General features: G+C 69.1%; 14 protein-coding genes and 1 tRNA gene. 6 read left to right on the top strand and 9 right to left on the bottom strand.

The features are described 5' to 3' along the window. Window positions 1-39: 39 nt before the first annotated feature. From ACX12L_RS01030 to ACX12L_RS01055, 6 genes are all read right to left on the bottom strand, one after another. Window positions 40-115: transfer RNA gene (locus ACX12L_RS01030), tRNA-Thr, on the bottom strand. Between the two features lie 11 nt (window positions 116-126). Beyond that, complete coding sequence (locus ACX12L_RS01035; RefSeq protein WP_459260902.1) at window positions 127-1134, bottom strand: class 1 fructose-bisphosphatase; 1008 nt, start codon at window positions 1132-1134, stop codon at window positions 127-129. 21 nt (window positions 1135-1155) lie between these two features. Further along, a complete protein-coding gene (pepN, locus tag ACX12L_RS01040; protein WP_459260903.1) occupies window positions 1156-3864 on the bottom strand; it encodes an aminopeptidase N in 2709 nt (902 codons plus the stop codon). A 9-nt stretch (window positions 3865-3873) separates the two neighbouring features. Further along, a protein-coding gene (gene prfB, locus ACX12L_RS01045; RefSeq protein WP_459260904.1) for a peptide chain release factor 2 occupies window positions 3874-4978 on the bottom strand; the annotation gives its coding sequence in 2 pieces (ribosomal slippage) (window positions 3874-4896 and window positions 4898-4978; 1104 coding nt in all). A 77-nt stretch (window positions 4979-5055) separates the two neighbouring features. After that, the gene (locus tag ACX12L_RS01050; protein WP_459260905.1) at window positions 5056-6060 is read right to left on the bottom strand and encodes a diaminopimelate dehydrogenase; all 1005 of its coding nucleotides are present in this window, start codon (window positions 6058-6060) and stop codon (window positions 5056-5058) included. 122 nt (window positions 6061-6182) lie between these two features. Then, the gene (locus ACX12L_RS01055) at window positions 6183-7115 is read right to left on the bottom strand and encodes an alpha/beta fold hydrolase (protein ID WP_459260906.1); all 933 of its coding nucleotides are present in this window, start codon (window positions 7113-7115) and stop codon (window positions 6183-6185) included. 119 nt (window positions 7116-7234) lie between these two features. Between ACX12L_RS01055 and ACX12L_RS01060 the strand changes: the two genes are divergently transcribed. From ACX12L_RS01060 to plsY, 6 genes are all read left to right on the top strand, one after another. Next, window positions 7235-8563 carry an ABC transporter substrate-binding protein gene (locus ACX12L_RS01060; protein WP_459260907.1) on the top strand — a complete coding sequence of 443 codons (1329 nt, stop codon included), beginning with the start codon at window positions 7235-7237 and terminating at the stop codon, window positions 8561-8563. Window positions 8564-8625: 62 nt separating this feature from the next. Then, a complete protein-coding gene (locus ACX12L_RS01065) occupies window positions 8626-10356 on the top strand; it encodes an ABC transporter permease (RefSeq protein WP_459260909.1) in 1731 nt (576 codons plus the stop codon). Between the two features lie 3 nt (window positions 10357-10359). Continuing rightward, window positions 10360-11439, top strand: a complete 1080-nt coding sequence (locus ACX12L_RS01070; protein ID WP_459260910.1) for an ABC transporter ATP-binding protein — start codon at window positions 10360-10362, stop codon at window positions 11437-11439. 68 nt (window positions 11440-11507) lie between these two features. Next, window positions 11508-12569: an aldo/keto reductase gene (locus ACX12L_RS01075; RefSeq protein ID WP_459260911.1), complete on the top strand. Its 1062-nt coding sequence runs from the start codon at window positions 11508-11510 to the stop codon at window positions 12567-12569. A gap of 64 nt (window positions 12570-12633) precedes the next feature. Next, window positions 12634-13134 carry a Cys-tRNA(Pro) deacylase gene (gene ybaK, locus ACX12L_RS01080; protein WP_459260912.1) on the top strand — a complete coding sequence of 167 codons (501 nt, stop codon included), beginning with the start codon at window positions 12634-12636 and terminating at the stop codon, window positions 13132-13134. Window positions 13135-13165: 31 nt separating this feature from the next. After that, window positions 13166-13798: a glycerol-3-phosphate 1-O-acyltransferase PlsY gene (gene plsY / locus ACX12L_RS01085; RefSeq protein WP_459260913.1), complete on the top strand. Its 633-nt coding sequence runs from the start codon at window positions 13166-13168 to the stop codon at window positions 13796-13798. Window positions 13799-13800: 2 nt separating this feature from the next. Here plsY and ACX12L_RS01090 read toward each other — a convergent pair whose 3' ends face one another. From ACX12L_RS01090 to ACX12L_RS01100, 3 genes are read right to left on the bottom strand one after another with little or no spacing between them, the layout of a single operon-like run. Next, complete coding sequence (locus ACX12L_RS01090; protein ID WP_459260914.1) at window positions 13801-14796, bottom strand: HD-GYP domain-containing protein; 996 nt, start codon at window positions 14794-14796, stop codon at window positions 13801-13803. A 20-nt stretch (window positions 14797-14816) separates the two neighbouring features. After that, on the bottom strand, window positions 14817-15464 hold the full coding sequence (locus tag ACX12L_RS01095) for a retropepsin-like aspartic protease family protein (protein WP_459260915.1): 648 nt from the start codon (window positions 15462-15464) through the stop codon (window positions 14817-14819). Between the two features lie 10 nt (window positions 15465-15474). Next, on the bottom strand, window positions 15475-15960 hold the full coding sequence (locus tag ACX12L_RS01100) for a YajQ family cyclic di-GMP-binding protein (RefSeq protein WP_459260916.1): 486 nt from the start codon (window positions 15958-15960) through the stop codon (window positions 15475-15477). Window positions 15961-16008: the final 48 nt, after the last annotated feature.

Consider the following 16008-nt stretch of genomic DNA (forward strand, 5'->3'; position numbering starts at 1 on the left):
GAAAAAACCCCTGATTCGCAAGAGTCAGGGGTTTTCATTTGGTGCCGGAGACATGAATCGAACACGCGACCTTCTCATTACGAATGAGCTGCTCTACCGACTGAGCTACACCGGCGAAGCCTTGGATTATATACCGTTATGGTAGCCCGTCACGCGTTCGACCTCGTTTTTAGAGCCCAGGATCACGCTCACGCGTTCGTGCAGCTGGGTGGGCTGGATGTCCAGGATGCGCTGCTTGCCGTTCGTCGCGGCGCCGCCGGCCTGTTCGACCAGCCAGCCCATGGGGTTGGCCTCGTACATCAGGCGCAGCTTGCCGGGCTTGTTGGGCTCGCGCTTGTCCCAGGGGTACATGAAGATGCCGCCGCGGCTCAGGATGCGGTGCACGTCGGCCACCATGCTGGCGACCCAGCGCATGTTGAAGTCCTTGCCGCGCGGGCCTTCCGCGCCTTGCAGGCATTCGTCGATGTAGCGGCGCACGGGTTCGTCCCAGTGGCGCATGTTGCTCATGTTGATGGCGAACTCCCTGGTGTCCTCGGGGATGCGCACGTTCTCGCGGATCAGCACGAAGGAGCCCTGCTCGCGGTCCAGCGTGAACATGGCCACGCCGTCGCCCACGGTGAGCACCAGCGTGGTCTGCGGACCGTAGATGCAGTAGCCGGCCGCCACCTGGCAGCGGCCGGGCTGCAGGAAGTCATCGTCGTGCACGCCGGGGTGGCCTTCGGGCTTGCGCACCACGCTGAAAATGGTGCCTATGCTCACGTTCACGTCGATGTTGCTGGAGCCGTCGAGCGGGTCGAACATCAGCAGGTATTCGCCCTGCGGGTAGCGGTTGGGCACGACGTAGATGCCCTCCATCTCCTCGCTGGCCATGGCCGCCAGGTGGCCGCCCCATTCGTTGGCCTCGATCAGGGTTTCGTTGGCGATGATGTCGAGCTTTTTCTGCACCTCGCCCTGCACGTTCTGGGTGCCGGCAGTCCCCATCACTTCGCCCAGTTCGCCCTTGTTCACGGCCTGGGAGATGCGCTTGCAGGCGCGCGCCACCACTTCCAGCAGCAGGCGCAGCTGGGGCGGGATGCGGCCGTCGACGCGCTGTTGCTCGACGAGGTAGCGGGTCAGGCTGATGCGTTCTGTCATGGGTAGGTCCTTTTCCTTCAATCAATCGGCAAGGGCGCGCGTGACGACTTCGCGCACATCGTTGGAGAGGTCGGGCTTGGCGGCCACGCGGGCGATGGCCTCGTGCGCGGCCGTGCGATAGGGCTCGGCCAGCTTGCTCCAGCGGTCCAGCGCGCGCGCCAGGCGGGCGGCGACCTGCGGGTTCAGGGCGTCGAGTTCGAGGACGCGGTCGGCCCAGAACACGTAGCCCGCCGCGTCGCTGCGGTGGAAGGCGCCGGGGTTGGCGCTGCAGTAGCTGAAGATGACGCTGCGCGCGCGGTTGGGGTTCTTGATGTGGAAGTCGGGGTGCTTCATCAAGGCCTTCACGGCGGGCAGCACGTTGCCGCCGCGGTCGGTGCCACCGGCCTGCAGGGCGAACCATTTGTCGAGCACCAGCGCGTCGTCCCTGAACAGGGCGTGGAAGCGCGCCAGGGCGGGCGCGGCCAGCTCGTGGCCGCTGTTGACCAGGGCCGACAGCGCGTTGAAGCGGTCGGTCATGTTGCCCGCATCCTTGAAGCGCTGGTAGGTCTTGCCGGGCCATACGGCGTCGCCGCTCTGGCGCGCGGCCAGGCACAGCATGGAGAGGGCCAGGCCGGCGAGCGCGCGGCGGCCGCTGCTCACGGCGTCGGGGCGGTAGGCGTCGCCGGCGTGGTGCTCTTCCCAGGCCCACGCCCAGTCGGCCTGCAACTGCACGGCCAGTTGCTGGCGCAGCGCCTCGCGCACGGCGTGCACGCGCTGCGGGTCCACGACCTGCAGCTGCTCGGCGATGTAGTTCTCCGACGGCAGCGTGAGCACCAGTTCCTTGAACGCGGCATCGAGCTGCGGGTGGCGCAGCACGTCGCGCATGGCCTGTACCAGCGCAGCGGGCAGGAGGTTCTGCTGGATCTGGCCGGCTGCATCCGTGGTGAGTGCGCCGTCGGCTATGGCATGGACGGCGATGCGCAGCATCAGGCGCTGGCCGGCCTCCCAGCGGTTGAAGGCGTCGCCGTCGTGCGCCAGCAGGGTGAGCAGTTCGGCGTCGCCGTACTCGCAGTCCAGGATCACCGGCGCGCTGAAAGCCCGCAGCAGCGAGGGCACGGGCGGGCTGTCCACATCCACGAAGGTGAGCGTGAGGCTGGGCTCGGTCAGCACCACGGTGCGCTCGGTGCCGCCTGCCGCGGCTTCGCCCTCGAGTTGCAGGGGCATGGCGCGGCCGTCGGCGCCCAGCAGGCCCAGGGCCACGGGGATGACGAAGGGGTGCTTGTCCGGCTGGCCCGGCGTGGCGGCGCAGCTTTGCGACAGCGTGAGCGTGTAGCGGCGCGCGCCGGCGTCGTGCTGGCCCACGGCCTTGACGTGCGGCGTGCCGGCCTGGGAGTACCAGCGCTTGAACTGCTCCAGGTGCAGGGCCAGGGGGCTTGCGGGGTTGGCGTCGGCCATGGCCTGCACGAAGTCGTCGCAGGTCACGGCATGGCCGTCGTGGCGCTCGAAGTACAGCTTCATGCCGCGCGCGAAGCCTTCGCGGCCCACCAGGTTGTGCTGCATGCGCACGACCTCGGCGCCCTTTTCATAGATGGTGACGGTGTAGAAGTTGTTGATCTCGACGTAGCTGTCGGGGCGCACGGGGTGGGCCATGGGGCCCGCGTCCTCGGGGAACTGCACGGTGCGCAGCACGCGCACGTCCTCGATGCGCTTGACCGCGCGCGCCGACGGGCTGCCCGCCATGTCCTGGCTGAACTCCTGGTCGCGGAACACCGTCAGGCCCTCTTTCAGCGAGAGCTGGAACCAGTCGCGGCAGGTGACGCGGTTGCCCGTCCAGTTGTGGAAGTACTCGTGGCCCACCACGCTTTCGATGTTGGAGAAATCAGCGTCGGTGGCCGTGGCCTCGCTCGCCAGCACGTACTTGGTATTGAAGATGTTCAGGCCCTTGTTCTCCATGGCGCCCATGTTGAAGTCGCTGGTGGCGACGATCATGAAGCGCTCCAGGTCGAGCGAGAGGCCGAAGCGCGCCTCGTCCCAGGCAATCGATGCCATGAGCGAGTTCATGGCGTGCTCGGTCTTGCCCAGGTCGCCCAGGCGCACCCAGACCTGCAGCAGGTGGGGCTTGCCGGCGCGGCTGAGGATCTGCTGCTCGCGCGCGACGAGCTTGCCCGCCACCAGGGCGAACAGGTAGCTGGGCTTTCTGTGCGGATCGGCCCAGCGCGCGAAATGGCGGCCGCCGTCGAGCTCGCCGCTCTCCACCAGGTTGCCGTTGGACAGCAGCACCGGGTACTGGGCCTTGTCGGCGCGCAGCAGCACCTGGTAGCTGGCCATCACGTCGGGCCGGTCGAGGAAGTAGGTGATGCGCCTGAAGCCCTCGGCCTCGCACTGCGTGAAGAAGGTGTCGCCGCTCACGTACAGGCCCGACAGCTGGGTGTTCTTGGCGGGGGCGCAGGTGGTGAAGATCTCGAGCTCGAAGGGGTCGCTGCCCTCGGGCAGGTTCTCCAGCACCAGCTTGTCGCCCTCGATCTTGAAGGAGCTGCCGGCGCCGTTGACCATGACGCGCGCCAGGTTCAGCTCCTCGCCATCCAGGCGCAGCGGCTGGGGCGCCACGTCGGGGTTGCGGCGCAGGCGCATCCTGTTCAAGACGCGGGTCTTGGCCGGATCGAGGTCGAACGTCAGCTCGACGCTGTCGATCCAGTACGCAGGCGGCGCGTAGTCCAGGCGCTGGATGGCCATGGCTTGTCCTTCTTTCATCACGTATCCTTATATGCCCTGCTTGAGCGAGGCTTCGATAAACACGTCCAGGTCACCGTCCAGCACCTTCTGCGTGGCCGAGACTTCGACATTGGTGCGAAGGTCCTTGATGCGGCTGTTGTCCAGCACGTAGGAGCGGATCTGGTGGCCCCAGCCCACGTCGGTCTTGGTGTCCTCGAGCTTCTGCTGCTCCACCATGCGCTTTTGCATCTCGTGCTCGTAGAGCTTGGAGCGCAGGCGCTGCCAGGCGACGTCGCGGTTGCTGTGCTGGCTGCGGCCGTCCTGGCACTGCACCACGATGCCCGTGGGCATGTGCGTCAGGCGCACGGCCGAGTCGGTCTTGTTGATGTGCTGGCCGCCCGCGCCGCTGGCGCGGTAGGTGTCGGTGCGCACGTCGGCGGGGTTGATGTCGATCTCGATCGAGTCGTCCACCTCGGGGTAGACGAACAGGCTGGCGAACGAGGTGTGGCGCCCGCCCGAGCTGTCGAACGGGCTCTTGCGCACCAGGCGGTGCACGCCGGTCTCGGTGCGCAGCAGGCCGTAGGCGTACTCGCCCTCGATGTGGATGGTGGCGCTCTTGATGCCGGCCACGTCGCCCGGCGTCTCCTCGTCGACCGTGGCCTTGAAGCCCTTCCTCTCGGCGTACTTGAGGTACTGGCGCAGCAGCATGCCGGCCCAGTCGCAGGCCTCGGTGCCGCCCGCGCCGGCCTGGATGTCGACGTAGCAGTTCAGCGGGTCGGCCTCCTTGCTGAACATGCGGCGGAATTCGAGCTCCTCGATCAGCGGCAGCAGCTTGGCGGTCTCTTTCTCGATCGTGAGCAGGCCGGCCTCGTCGCCTTCCTCGCGGCTCATCTCGTAGAGCTCGGCGTTGTCGGCCAGCTCGGCGGTCAGCTTCTGCAGCGTGAGCACCACGCCGTCGAGCATCTTCTTTTCCTTGCCGAGTTCCTGGGCCTTCTTGGGGTCGTTCCAGCAGGCCGGATCTTCCAGCGATGCGTTTACCGTGCGCAGGCGCTCGTACTTGGCATCGTAGTCAAAGATACCTCCGTAGCTCTTGCGTCCGGTTGGCCAGGTCTTCGAGGGTGGTGCCGATCTGGTTGATGTGTTCTGCTTCCATGGTGCGGGTCGTCCTGTTTCTTACGGAATAACCCACGATTTTCTCATGGTGCGCGCATCGGGGCGCGGCAGCCGCGATTACAGCAGCTGCGCGCGCAGCTCGGCCGCGCTCCTGGGCGACAGCAGGCCCGGCGCCACGTCGAAAACGGTCTTGCAGCCCCATTGCCCCGTCTGCTGCATGCGGTGCACGGCGCGCGCGTAGGCCACGAGCACGCTGGAGGTGAACTCGGGGTTGCTGTCGAGCTGCAGGCGGTATTCGATGACCTGCCTGCTGGCCTGCGAGGTGTTGCCGCTGCGGATCACGAAGCCGCCGTGCGGCATGGCGCCGTGCTCGCGCGCCAGCTCCTCGGCGCCGATGAAGTGCACCGTGGTGTCGTACTCGTCGAAGTAGTGCGGCATGGTCACGATGGCCTGGCGCACGGCCTGGGCGTCGGCGCCGGCCTCCAGCACCACGAAGCACTCGCGCCGGTGCTTCTCGCGCGTGCTGAGCGCCGGGCGCACGCCGCTGCGCACCTGGGCCACGGCCTCGTCCACGGGGATGGTGTACTGCACGCCGCCGGCCACGCCGGGAACGCGGCGCACGGCATCGGAATGCCCCTGGCTCAGGCCCTTGCCCCAGAAGGTGTAGGTGGCGCCGTCGGGCAGCAGGGCCTCGCCCATCACGCGGTTGATGGAGAACATGCCCGGGTCCCAGCCCGCCGAGATCAGCGCCGTGGTCCTGCCGGCCTGCGCGGCGGCATCCACGCTGGCGAAATGCTCGGGGATGCGCGCATGGGTGTCGAAGCTGTCCACCAGGCTGAAGTGCGCGGCCAGCTCGGGGCTCTGGCGCGGCAGGTCGTCCTTGGAGCCGCCGCACAGGACCAGCACGTCGATGCCGCCCTTGTGGCCGGGCAGGCTGTCCATGCCGTGCACCGGCACGCCCGCGCCCATGGGCGCGATCTGCGCCGGGTCGCGGCGCGTGTAGATGCCGGCGACCACCATGTCGGGGTTCCTGGCGACCGCCGCCTCCACGCCGCGCCCCAGGTTGCCGTAGCCCACGATGCCGATGCGGATGGGGGTGCGGGCGTTGTTGTCGAGACTCATGTGTTGCTTGCCTTTCTGATTCAAAACTTATAGCTCCCTGCGCTTGCTGCATAAGCGTCAGGGCATGATTTGGCTGATGAAACGGTGGTGCGCCGGGGCGCGGGCCGGGCGGTGGGCAATTGTCAGCCAGCGGGCGTGGGCGCGGCCACGAAGTCCTCGATCAGCCGCGCCACCTGCGCGGGCTGGTCGTGGTGCAGCATGTGGCCGGCGTCGTGCACCACGGCCGTGCGCTGGTCGCGCACATGGGCCAGGCGCCGGTGGTAGTCCTGCAGGGTGTAGCGCTCCCCCCAGCGGCCCAGGCTGCCGCCGCTGGCATGCACCGAGAGCACGGGGGCGGTGATGGCTTCGTACAGGGCCAGGGCCTCGTCCACGCGGTAGAGCTGCGGGTTCACGATCTTGTGCGCGGCGTCGCCCATGATGTGCCAGCGCCCGTGCGCATCCTCGTGGGCCCAGTGGCGGGCCAGCCAGGCGGCCTTGCCGGCGTCCAGGCGCGGGTTGGTCTTCATCAGGCGCCGGGCCACGCCGTCGGCGCTGTCGTAGGCGTTGAGCGCCATCTCGCCGCGCCCGAACTGCCGGATCTCGTCCATCCACTGCGCATAGCGGCCGGGCGCCTGCGCGGGCTGCGTGGCCGGCATGCCGAAGCCCTCCAGGTTCACCAGGCGGCGGATGCGCGCGGGCCGCGCGCCCGCATACATCATGGCCACGTTGCCGCCCATGCTGTGGCCCACCAGGTCCACCGGTGCGCCGCCGGCGTAGTGGTCCAGCAGCTGGTCCAGGTCGGCCAGGTAGTCCGCGAACGGGTAGCCGTCGCAGGGCCCGGGCAGGCGCGAATGGCCGAAGCCGCGCCAGTCGGGGGCGATGATCAGGCGCCCCGCGGCAAAGGCCGCGCCGAAGGCATCGACCACGAACTGGTAGGAGGCGCCCACGTCCATCCAGCCGTGCAGCAGCACCAGGGGCGGCTGGCCGGGCAGGGCATCGCCCCACAGGCGCACGTGGTAGCGCAGCGTGCGGATGGGGACGGACTCGGTACGGGCATGGCGCAGGGCTTGGTACATGGGCCGATTATTTCCGTTTCGGCCGCATGCCGCCGGCGCCAGCGCAAACCATGATTGGCAGCCGCGCCGCGAGGGCCTTACAGTGCCGGGCATACCAATGACACACAGAGGAGACAGCAATGCAGCGCAGCATTCTTGCCATGGCCCTGGCCGCCGCAGGCCTGTGGGGCGCGGCCCAGACCGCGGCGGCCGGCACCGTCACGGTGATCACGTCCTTCCCGAAAGAGCTGACCACCGCCTACCAGAAGGCCTTCGAGGCCGCCAACCCCGGCATCAAGATCGAGATACTGAACAAGAACACCACGGCCTCGGTGGCCTACATCCGCGAGCTGCCCGAGGGCCAGCGCCCCGACGTCATGTGGGCCAGCGCGCCCGATGCGTTCGAGGTGCTGGCCAGCTACAAGCTGCTGCAGGGCGCGCCCGAGGTCGTGAACAAGAGCGCGCCGGCGAAGATCGGCAACTACCCGCTCAACGACCCCAAGGGCATGTACTACGGCCAGGCGCTGGCTGGCTACGGCATTTCGTGGAACACGCGCTACCTGAAGGCGCACAAGCTGCCCGTGCCCAGGGAATGGAGCGACCTGGTGCGGCCCGAGTACTTCGGCCACATCGCGATCTCGTCGCCCTCGCGCTCGGGCACGACGCAGCTCACGGTGGAGACCATCCTGCAGGGCGAGGGCTGGGACAAGGGCTGGACGCAGCTGCTGCAGATCATGGGCAACGCCGCCGCCGTGACCGACCGCAGCTTCGCCGTGCCGGATGGCGTGAACAACGGCCAGTACGGCATAGGCATCGTGATCGACTTCCTGGCGCTGGCGGGCAAGTACTCGGGCTATCCGGTGGACTTCACCTACCCGAGCATGACGGCCGTGGTGCCGGCCAACATCGCCCTGATCGCCGGCGCCAAGAACGCCGACGAGGCCAAGAAGTTCATGGCCTACACCATGTCGGTGCCCGGCCAGCAGCTGCTGTTCGACCCCAAGATCGGGCGCCTGCCCATCCTGCCCTATTCGATGCTCAAGCCCCCGGCCGGCTACCCCGTGCCGCAGGACATCGCCAAGCGCGCCAAGGTGCAGTTCAACACCGAGCTGTCGGGCCAGCGCTACCCCGTGGTGATCAGCCTGTTCGACCAGATGGTGACCTTCCGCCTCAAGGAGCTGCAGGCCGCCACCAAGGCCATCCATGAGGCCACTGCAGCCCTCAAGGCCCGGCCCAACGCGCGCGGCAGCGAGCTGCTGGCGCAGGCGCGCAGCCTGGCCTACACCTCGCTCGTGGGCGCGGACAACGTGAAGAACCCCGAGTTCCTGGAGCTGTTCCGCAAGAGCCGGCGCGACGTGGCCGTGTCCAAGCAGCTCACGGGCATGGAGCAGATGTGGTCCGAGAAGGCGCGCGCCAACTACGAGCGCGCGCGCCAGCTGGCCGACGAGGCGCGCGGCCTGGCCAAGTAGACCCACCCTGTCCAGACCACCACGCCCGCCCCGCATGGGCGGCGGGCGCGACCGGAGCCTGCATGCCCGCAACCACCCTCCAGCCCGTCGCCCGCGCGCGATCGCCCCGCGCCCTGGCCGGCCCTGGGCCCTGGATCGCCTTCGGCCTGATCCTGGCCTTCCTGCTGTGCTTCCTGGTGCTGCCCGTGGGCACGGTGATCTACACCGCCTTCGTCACCGAGACCGGCGCGCCCACCCTCGGCCACTTCGGCAACTTCTTCGGCCAGCTGGTCTTTCGCGAGTCCTTCTTCAACAGCCTGTGGGTGGCGCTGGCCAGCACGTTCTTCGCCAGCGTGATCGCCGTGCCGCTCGCGTACCTGACGGTGCGCTTCGAGTTCCGCGGCGCGCTGCTGATCCAGACCCTGGGCGTTCTGCCGCTCATCATGCCGCCCTTCGTGGGCGCGGTGGCGCTGCAGCTCATCTTCGGGCGCAGCGGCTCGGTGAACCTGCTGCTGGACGACTGGCTGGGCTTCACCGTGCCGCTCATGGACGGCCTCGTGGGCGTGACCTTCGTCGAGAGCATCCACTACTTCCCGTTCATCCTGCTCAACCTCGTCGCGGCCATGCGCAACATCGACGGGGCCATGGAGGAGTCGGCCCTGAACCTGGGCGCGCGGGGCCTGCGGCTGTTTCGCCGCGTGATCTTTCCGCTGGCCATGCCGGGCTACCTGGCGGGCGCCGCGCTGGTGTTCGTGAAGGTGTTCGACGACCTGGGCACGCCGCTGGTCATGGGCGTGACCAACATGCTCGCGCCCCAGGCCTATCTGCGCATCACCTCGGTGGGCGTGGACGACCCGCTGGGCTACGTGATCAGCGTGATCATGATCGGCTTCTCCATCCTGGCGCTGTGGCTCGCCGCGCGCGTGATGAAGGGGCGCGACTACGCCACGCTGCAAAAGGGCGGCAACGCGCTGCAAAAGCGCCGCCTGGGCCGGTGGGAATCGCTGCTGGCCTACGGCTGGATCCTGCTGGTGCTGGCCGTGGTGCTGGCGCCGCACGCGGGCATCCTGCTGATGTCGTTCGCCAAGGTGTGGAGCTTCTCGGTGCTGCCCGACGCCTACACGCTGGAGCACTACGCCACCGTGTTCAGCGACGCGGGCGGCATGATCGGCAACACGCTGCTGTACTGCGTGCTGGCCGCGGGGCTGGACGTGGTGATAGGCACGGCCATCGCCTACCTGATCCTGCGGACGCAGCTGCCCGCGCGCCAGTGGCTGGACTGGCTGGCGTCGGCCGCGCTGGCGATTCCAGGGCTGGTGCTGGCCATCGGCTACCTGCGCCTGTTCAAGGGCGTCACGCTGCCGGGCAGCGACCGGCTGGTGGTGCAGACCTGGGTGCTGATCATGCTGGCCTACGCCGTGCGGCGCCTGCCGTACGCGCTGCGCTCGTGCATGGCGGCGCTGCAGCAGGTGCACGTGTCGCTCGAAGAGGCGGCGCAGAGCCTGGGCGCCTCGCGCCTGTCCACCATACGGCGCGTGATGGTGCCGCTGATGGCCGGCGGCATCCTGGCGGGCTTCGTCACCAGCTTCATCACCGCGGCCGTGGAGCTGTCGGCCACGCTGGTGCTGGTGTCCACCGAAAGCCAGGCGCCCATGAGCCTGGGCATCTACCTGTACATGCAGAGCATCGCCGGGCGCGGGCCGGGCGCGGCCCTGGGCGTGCTGGCCGTGGCCGTCGTCGGCCTGGGCACGTATTTCTCGCACCGCTTCGTGGAGCGCTCGCGCGCCGCGGTGCAACCATCATCCAGGGCATAGCGCATGAACCAAGCCTCCCTCGAATGCCGCCACATCAGCCTGAGCTATGGCGCCACGCCCGTGCTGCGTGACATCGACCTGAGGATCGAGCCGGGCGAGTTCTTCGCGCTGCTCGGCCCCTCGGGTTCGGGCAAGTCCACGCTGCTGCGCCTGATCGCGGGCTTCAACCAGCACCAGAGCGGCGAGCTGCTCGTGGATAGCCAGGACATCAGCGCAGTGCCGCCGCACCTGCGCAACATCGGCATGGTGTTCCAGAACTACGCGCTGTGGCCGCACATGACGGTGTGGGACAACGTGGCCTTCGGCCTGGTGGAGCGGCGCGAAAGCCGCGACGCCATGCGCCGCAAGGTGGGCGCGGTGCTCGACCTCGTCGGGCTGGCGCAGTACGCCCGGCGCCGCCCGGCGCAGCTGTCGGGCGGCCAGCAGCAGCGCGTGGCGCTGGCGCGCACCATCGTCATCGAACCCAAGCTGCTGCTGCTCGACGAGCCGCTGTCCAACCTGGACAGGCAGCTGCGCGTGCAGATGCGCGAGGAGCTCAAGAACCTGCAGCGCACGCTGGGCCTGACCACCGTCTTCGTCACCCACGACCAGGAAGAGGCCATGACCACGGCGGACCGCATGGCGGTGCTGGATAAGGGCATCCTGCAGCAGGTGGGCACGGCCGCGGGGCTGTACGACTATCCGCAGAACCGCTTCGTGGCCGGCTTCGTGGGCACGGCCAACCTGCTGGAGGGCGAGGTCACGGCGGTCTCGGCCGATACGCTGACCTTCCACGCCCGGGGCCTGGGGCCGCTCGCGCTGGCGCGGCCCGCAGAGCCGCCGGCCATCGGCCCGGCGGCGCTGGCCTTCCGCCCGCACCAGGTCAGCATCCGCCCGCGTGCAGAGCAGGGCGACGGCGCGCGCGTGTGGCTCGACGGCCAAGTGGAGAGCGCCGAGTTCCTGGGCGAGTTCTCGCGCTACCGCGTGCGCGTGGGCGAGGTGGCGCTGACCAGCGACCAGCCGCACTACGCGGGCCGCGGCATGTTCGCGCCCGGCGCGCAGGTGCGCCTGGGGCTGGACCCCGCGCAGCTGCGCTACCTCTAAACGGGCTCCTGCACGGATGGGTGCGAATCCGTACACTGCGGCGCTGGTTTCCGAAGAAGAGAAAGCGCATGAACACCCTTCCCCTCGGCCGCAGCGACCTGCGCGTCACCCCCATCTGCCTGGGCACCATGACCTTCGGCGAGCAGGTGGACGAGCCCCACGCACACGCCATCCTCGACCGCGCCGTGGAGCGCGGCGTGAACTTCATCGACACGGCCGAGATGTACGCCGTGCCCGCGCGCGAGGCGACCTGCGGCGCCACCGAAGCCATCATCGGCCGCTGGCTTGGCAAACGCCCCGGCATGCGCGGGCGCGTCGTGCTGGCCACCAAGGTGGCCGGGCCCTCGCGCGGCATGCCGTGGATCCGCGCAGGCTTGGGGATGACGGCGGCCGACATCGTGGCCTCGTGCGAGGGCAGCCTGCGGCGCCTGCAGACCGACGTGATCGACCTCTACCAGATCCACTGGCCCGAGCGGCACGTGCCCGCGTTCGGCAACCTGTACTACGACCCGGCCAAGGAGGTGAGCGCCACGCCGATCCAGGAGCAGCTGGAGGCGCTCGCGGGCCTGGTGCATGCGGGCAAGGTGCGCCACGTCGGCCTCTCGAACGAGACGCCCTACGGCGTGCACGAGTTCGTGCGCCTGGCCGAGCAGCACGGCCTGCCGCGCGTGGCGTCGGTGCAGAACCCGTACTGCCTGCTCAACCGCAGCTGGGAGAACGCGATGGACGAGAGCTGCCATCGCCTGGGCGTGTCGCTGCTCGCCTATTCGCCGCTGGGCTTCGGGCTGCTCACGGGCAAGTTCGACCGGCACGCGCCCACCGACCCCGGCGCGCCGCAGGATGCGCGCATCGCGCGCTACGAATCGGTGCGCAGGCAGCGCTGGGGCCGCCCCGAGGCGCTGGCCGGCGCGCGGCGCTACAACCAGCTCGCGCGCGAGCACGGCCTCACGCCCACGCAGCTGGCGCTGGCGTTCTGCTACCGCTCCTGGCGCGTGGCCAGCACCATCATCGGCGTGACCTCGCTCGCGCAGCTCGACGAAGACCTGGACGCCTGGGGCACGCAGCTCTCGCCCGAGCTGCTCGCCGCGATCGACGCGATCCGCTGGGAGCTGCGCGACCCCGCGCAGTGATTTGAAAGAAAAACGGCTCCAGCGCTTGCCAGCCAAGCGCTGGAAGCTATATTTTTGAAAGCATATGGCGAAGAAGGACAAGACCGCGCACGTGAGCGAGACGCCCGCCACGCAGCTGCTGCGCGCGCACAAGGTGGCGTTCACCGAGCACCCCTACGACTACGTGGAGCATGGCGGCTCCGCGGAGTCGGCGCGCCAGCTGGGGCTTCATGAACACATGGTGGTCAAGACCCTGGTGATGCAGGACCAGGACGCCAGGCCGCTCATCGTGCTCATGCACGGCGACCGCAAGGTATCGACCAAGAACCTCGCGCGCCAGATCGGCGCCAAGAGCGTGGAGCCGTGCAGGCCCGAGGTGGCCAACCGCCACAGCGGCTACCTCGTGGGCGGCACCTCGCCGTTCGGCACGCGGCGCGAGATGCCGGTGTTCATCGAGGAAAGCATCCTGCAGCTGCCGCGCATCGCCATCAACGGCGGGCGGCGCGGCTTCCTGGTGCAGCTCGACCCGCAGGTGTGCGTGCAGCTGCTGGGCGCGCGGCCCGTGCGGTGCGCGCTGGCAGAATAGCCGTCCCTGCCACCTCGCACTTCGATCCGCCGTGAGCTCCGTCCTTCTGTCCCTCGCCGCCACCGTGGCCGCCTACCTGCTCGGTTCCCTGTCGTTCGCCGTCATCGTGAGCCGCGTCATGGGGCTCTCGGACCCGCGCACCTACGGCAGCAAGAACCCCGGCGCCACCAACGTGCTGCGTTCCGGGTCGAAGGCGGCCGCGGCCGTCACGCTGCTGTTCGACGCGGCCAAGGGCTGGCTGCCCGTGGCGCTGGTGCGCTGGTTCGGCGCGCCCTACGGGCTGGAGGAGGGCACGATGGCCCTGGTGGGCCTGGCGGCCTTCCTGGGCCACCTGTGGCCGGTGTTCTTCCGCTTCCAGGGCGGCAAGGGCGTGGCCACGGCGCTGGGCGTGCTGCTGGGCATCAGCGGCTGGCTGGGCCTGGCCACGCTGCTGACCTGGGTCATCATCGCGTTCTTCTTCCGCTACTCGTCGCTGGCATCGCTGGTGGCGGCGGTGTTCGCGCCGTTCTTCTACGTGCTGGGCGGCGGCATGGCCTGGTACATGGATGCGCGCGTGGGCGTGGCCATCGCCGTCATGGCGGGCCTGCTGGCCTGGCGCCACAAGGCCAACATCCAGCGCCTGATCCAGGGCAAGGAGTCGCGCCTGGGTTCCAAGAAAGCCTGAAATCAGCCCGTGATGGTGTTGGTGCGGTGTGCCGCGTACAGGCCCAGGCGCACCATCACGCGGTGGGGCAGCTGCACCGTGACGGCCGAGCGGGCCAGCGCCGACTGTATGCGCGGCTGCCCGCGCACCGTGTGGTAGAGCGTGGGCGAGGACTGCGGCTCGCCCCTGGCGTCGGCCACGCCGGCCACGAGCGGGAAGTTGGCGCGCTCGCTGCGGCGCAGCACGATGGCCGTCTCGGCGTTGTCCAGGCGCACGAAGGTGCCCGGCGGGCACAGGCCCACGGTGCGCACCAGGGTCAGGCCGACCTCGTCGCGCAGCTCGCGGTCATGGCCCACGATGGCGCGCACCGAATCGGTGGCGCTGCGGCCCGCGCGCGATTTGCGCGGGCTGATCATGGCGGCGTAGCGGTCTATGGTGCCCAGGATGCGGGCGAGCCGCTCGGGAGCATCCAGGTCCGCGAGCTGCGAGGCCTCGGGCTGGGGCGCGTGGTGCTGCGCCACCACCTCCAGCCACAGGTCGTCGGCGATGCGCAGGTCCTCCAGCAGCTCCACGCCGGCCTGCGGATGGCGGGCCACGGCCTGCTGCTGCGCGGGGGTGAGCTCCTCGCGCTGCAGGGCCAGCGTGTCCTGCAGGGCCGTCATGCCGATGTTCATGGTGAAGGCCGCGCGCACCAGGCTGTTGCGCTGATGCGCGGGCAGCCTGAATTCGGGCGCCAGGATGTGGCACAGCGTGGCGCACACCAGCGCGTGCGACGCGCTGTAGCCCACCGTGGAGGTGGCGGCGAGCTGGAACATCAGGTACAGCGCCGCGTCGATGTCGTGCGCCACCAGGTCCTGCAGCCAGAGGTCGCACTGGCGCAGCTTGGAGGGAAAGTCCTGCACGCTGTGCGGCCGCGCCAGCAGCACGGACAGCGCGGATTCGAGGTCGGACCACTGGCCCAGCAGGTCCTCGTACTCGCTGTCCGCGGCTTCGGGGGGGCTGGCTTGTGAGGGGGCCATGGGCGGGAGCGGATTTCGTGTCAGCGGCGCTTGTGCAGCACCATCTCGTCGCCGTTGCGGCTCATCTGGAACTCGCGCAGGAAGCTGTTGCCCAGCAGCACGTAGGGCATGGGCTGGGGGGTGACGATGGCGTCCACGCCGCGCAGCTCCACGTCGCCCACGCGCACCGAGTCGAGCCGCAGGCGCCAGCCCTGGGCCACGCCGTTGGCGGTGTTCATCATCACGCTCTGGCCCTCCTGCTCGAACTTCAGGCCCATGCGCTGCGCGTCCGGGCGGCCTATGGCCACCGTGGAGGCGCCCGTGTCCACCATGTACTGCATCACGCGGCCGTTGATCATGCCGCTGCTCACGAAATGCCCGCGCGCATCGGCCTTGAGCACGACGCGCTGGCCCGTGCCGCTGCCGCCCACGCTCACCGGCGCCTCGCCCAGCCGCACGGTGCGCCGGCCGCCGGCGCTGTCCAGCACGGCCTCGTCACGGCCCACGGAGACCACGCGCACGCCCCTGTGGGACTCGCCCGGCGCCACGCCGCGCGGCGCGCTGCCGTCCACCACCAGCAGGGCCTTGCCGCCCAGGATGCCGGCCAGCGCCACGTTCTGCGCATGCACGGGCATGGAGGCGGCCAGCGCCAGCGCGGCGCTCAGGCAGGGCAGCAGGGCGCGCTTCATCCGCGCCTGCTCAGTCGCGGAAGTTGTCGAAGGTCAGCGGCAGGTCGGCCATGTCCTTGCGGATCAGCGCCATGGCGGCCTGCAGGTCGTCGCGCTTGGCGCCGGTGACGCGCACCTTCTCCTCCTGGATGGCAGCCTGCAGCTTGAGCTTGCTGTCCTTGACGAGCCGCTGGATCTTCTTGGCCTGCTCGCTGTCGATGCCGCTCCTGACCTTCACCACCTGTTTGAGCTTGTCGCCGCCGATCTTCTGGGGCTTTTGCACGTCCAGGAAGCGCACGTCCACGCTGCGCTTGGTGAGCTTGCCGCGCAGGATGTCCTCGACCTGCTGCAGCTGGAACTCGGCGTCGCCGAACAGCGTGATCTCCTTGTCCTTGAGCTCGATGGCGGCGGACGTGCCCTTGAAATCGAAGCGCGTGCCGATCTCCTTGGCGGTGTTCTCCACGGCGTTTTTCACTTCGACGAAGTTGGCTTCACAGACGGTATCAAAAGAAGGCATGGCATCACTCTCGGCTGGCCGGTACACACACGCGCCCGCCCGGAGGCG

It is taken from the genome of Alicycliphilus sp. T452, from assembly GCF_054512775.1.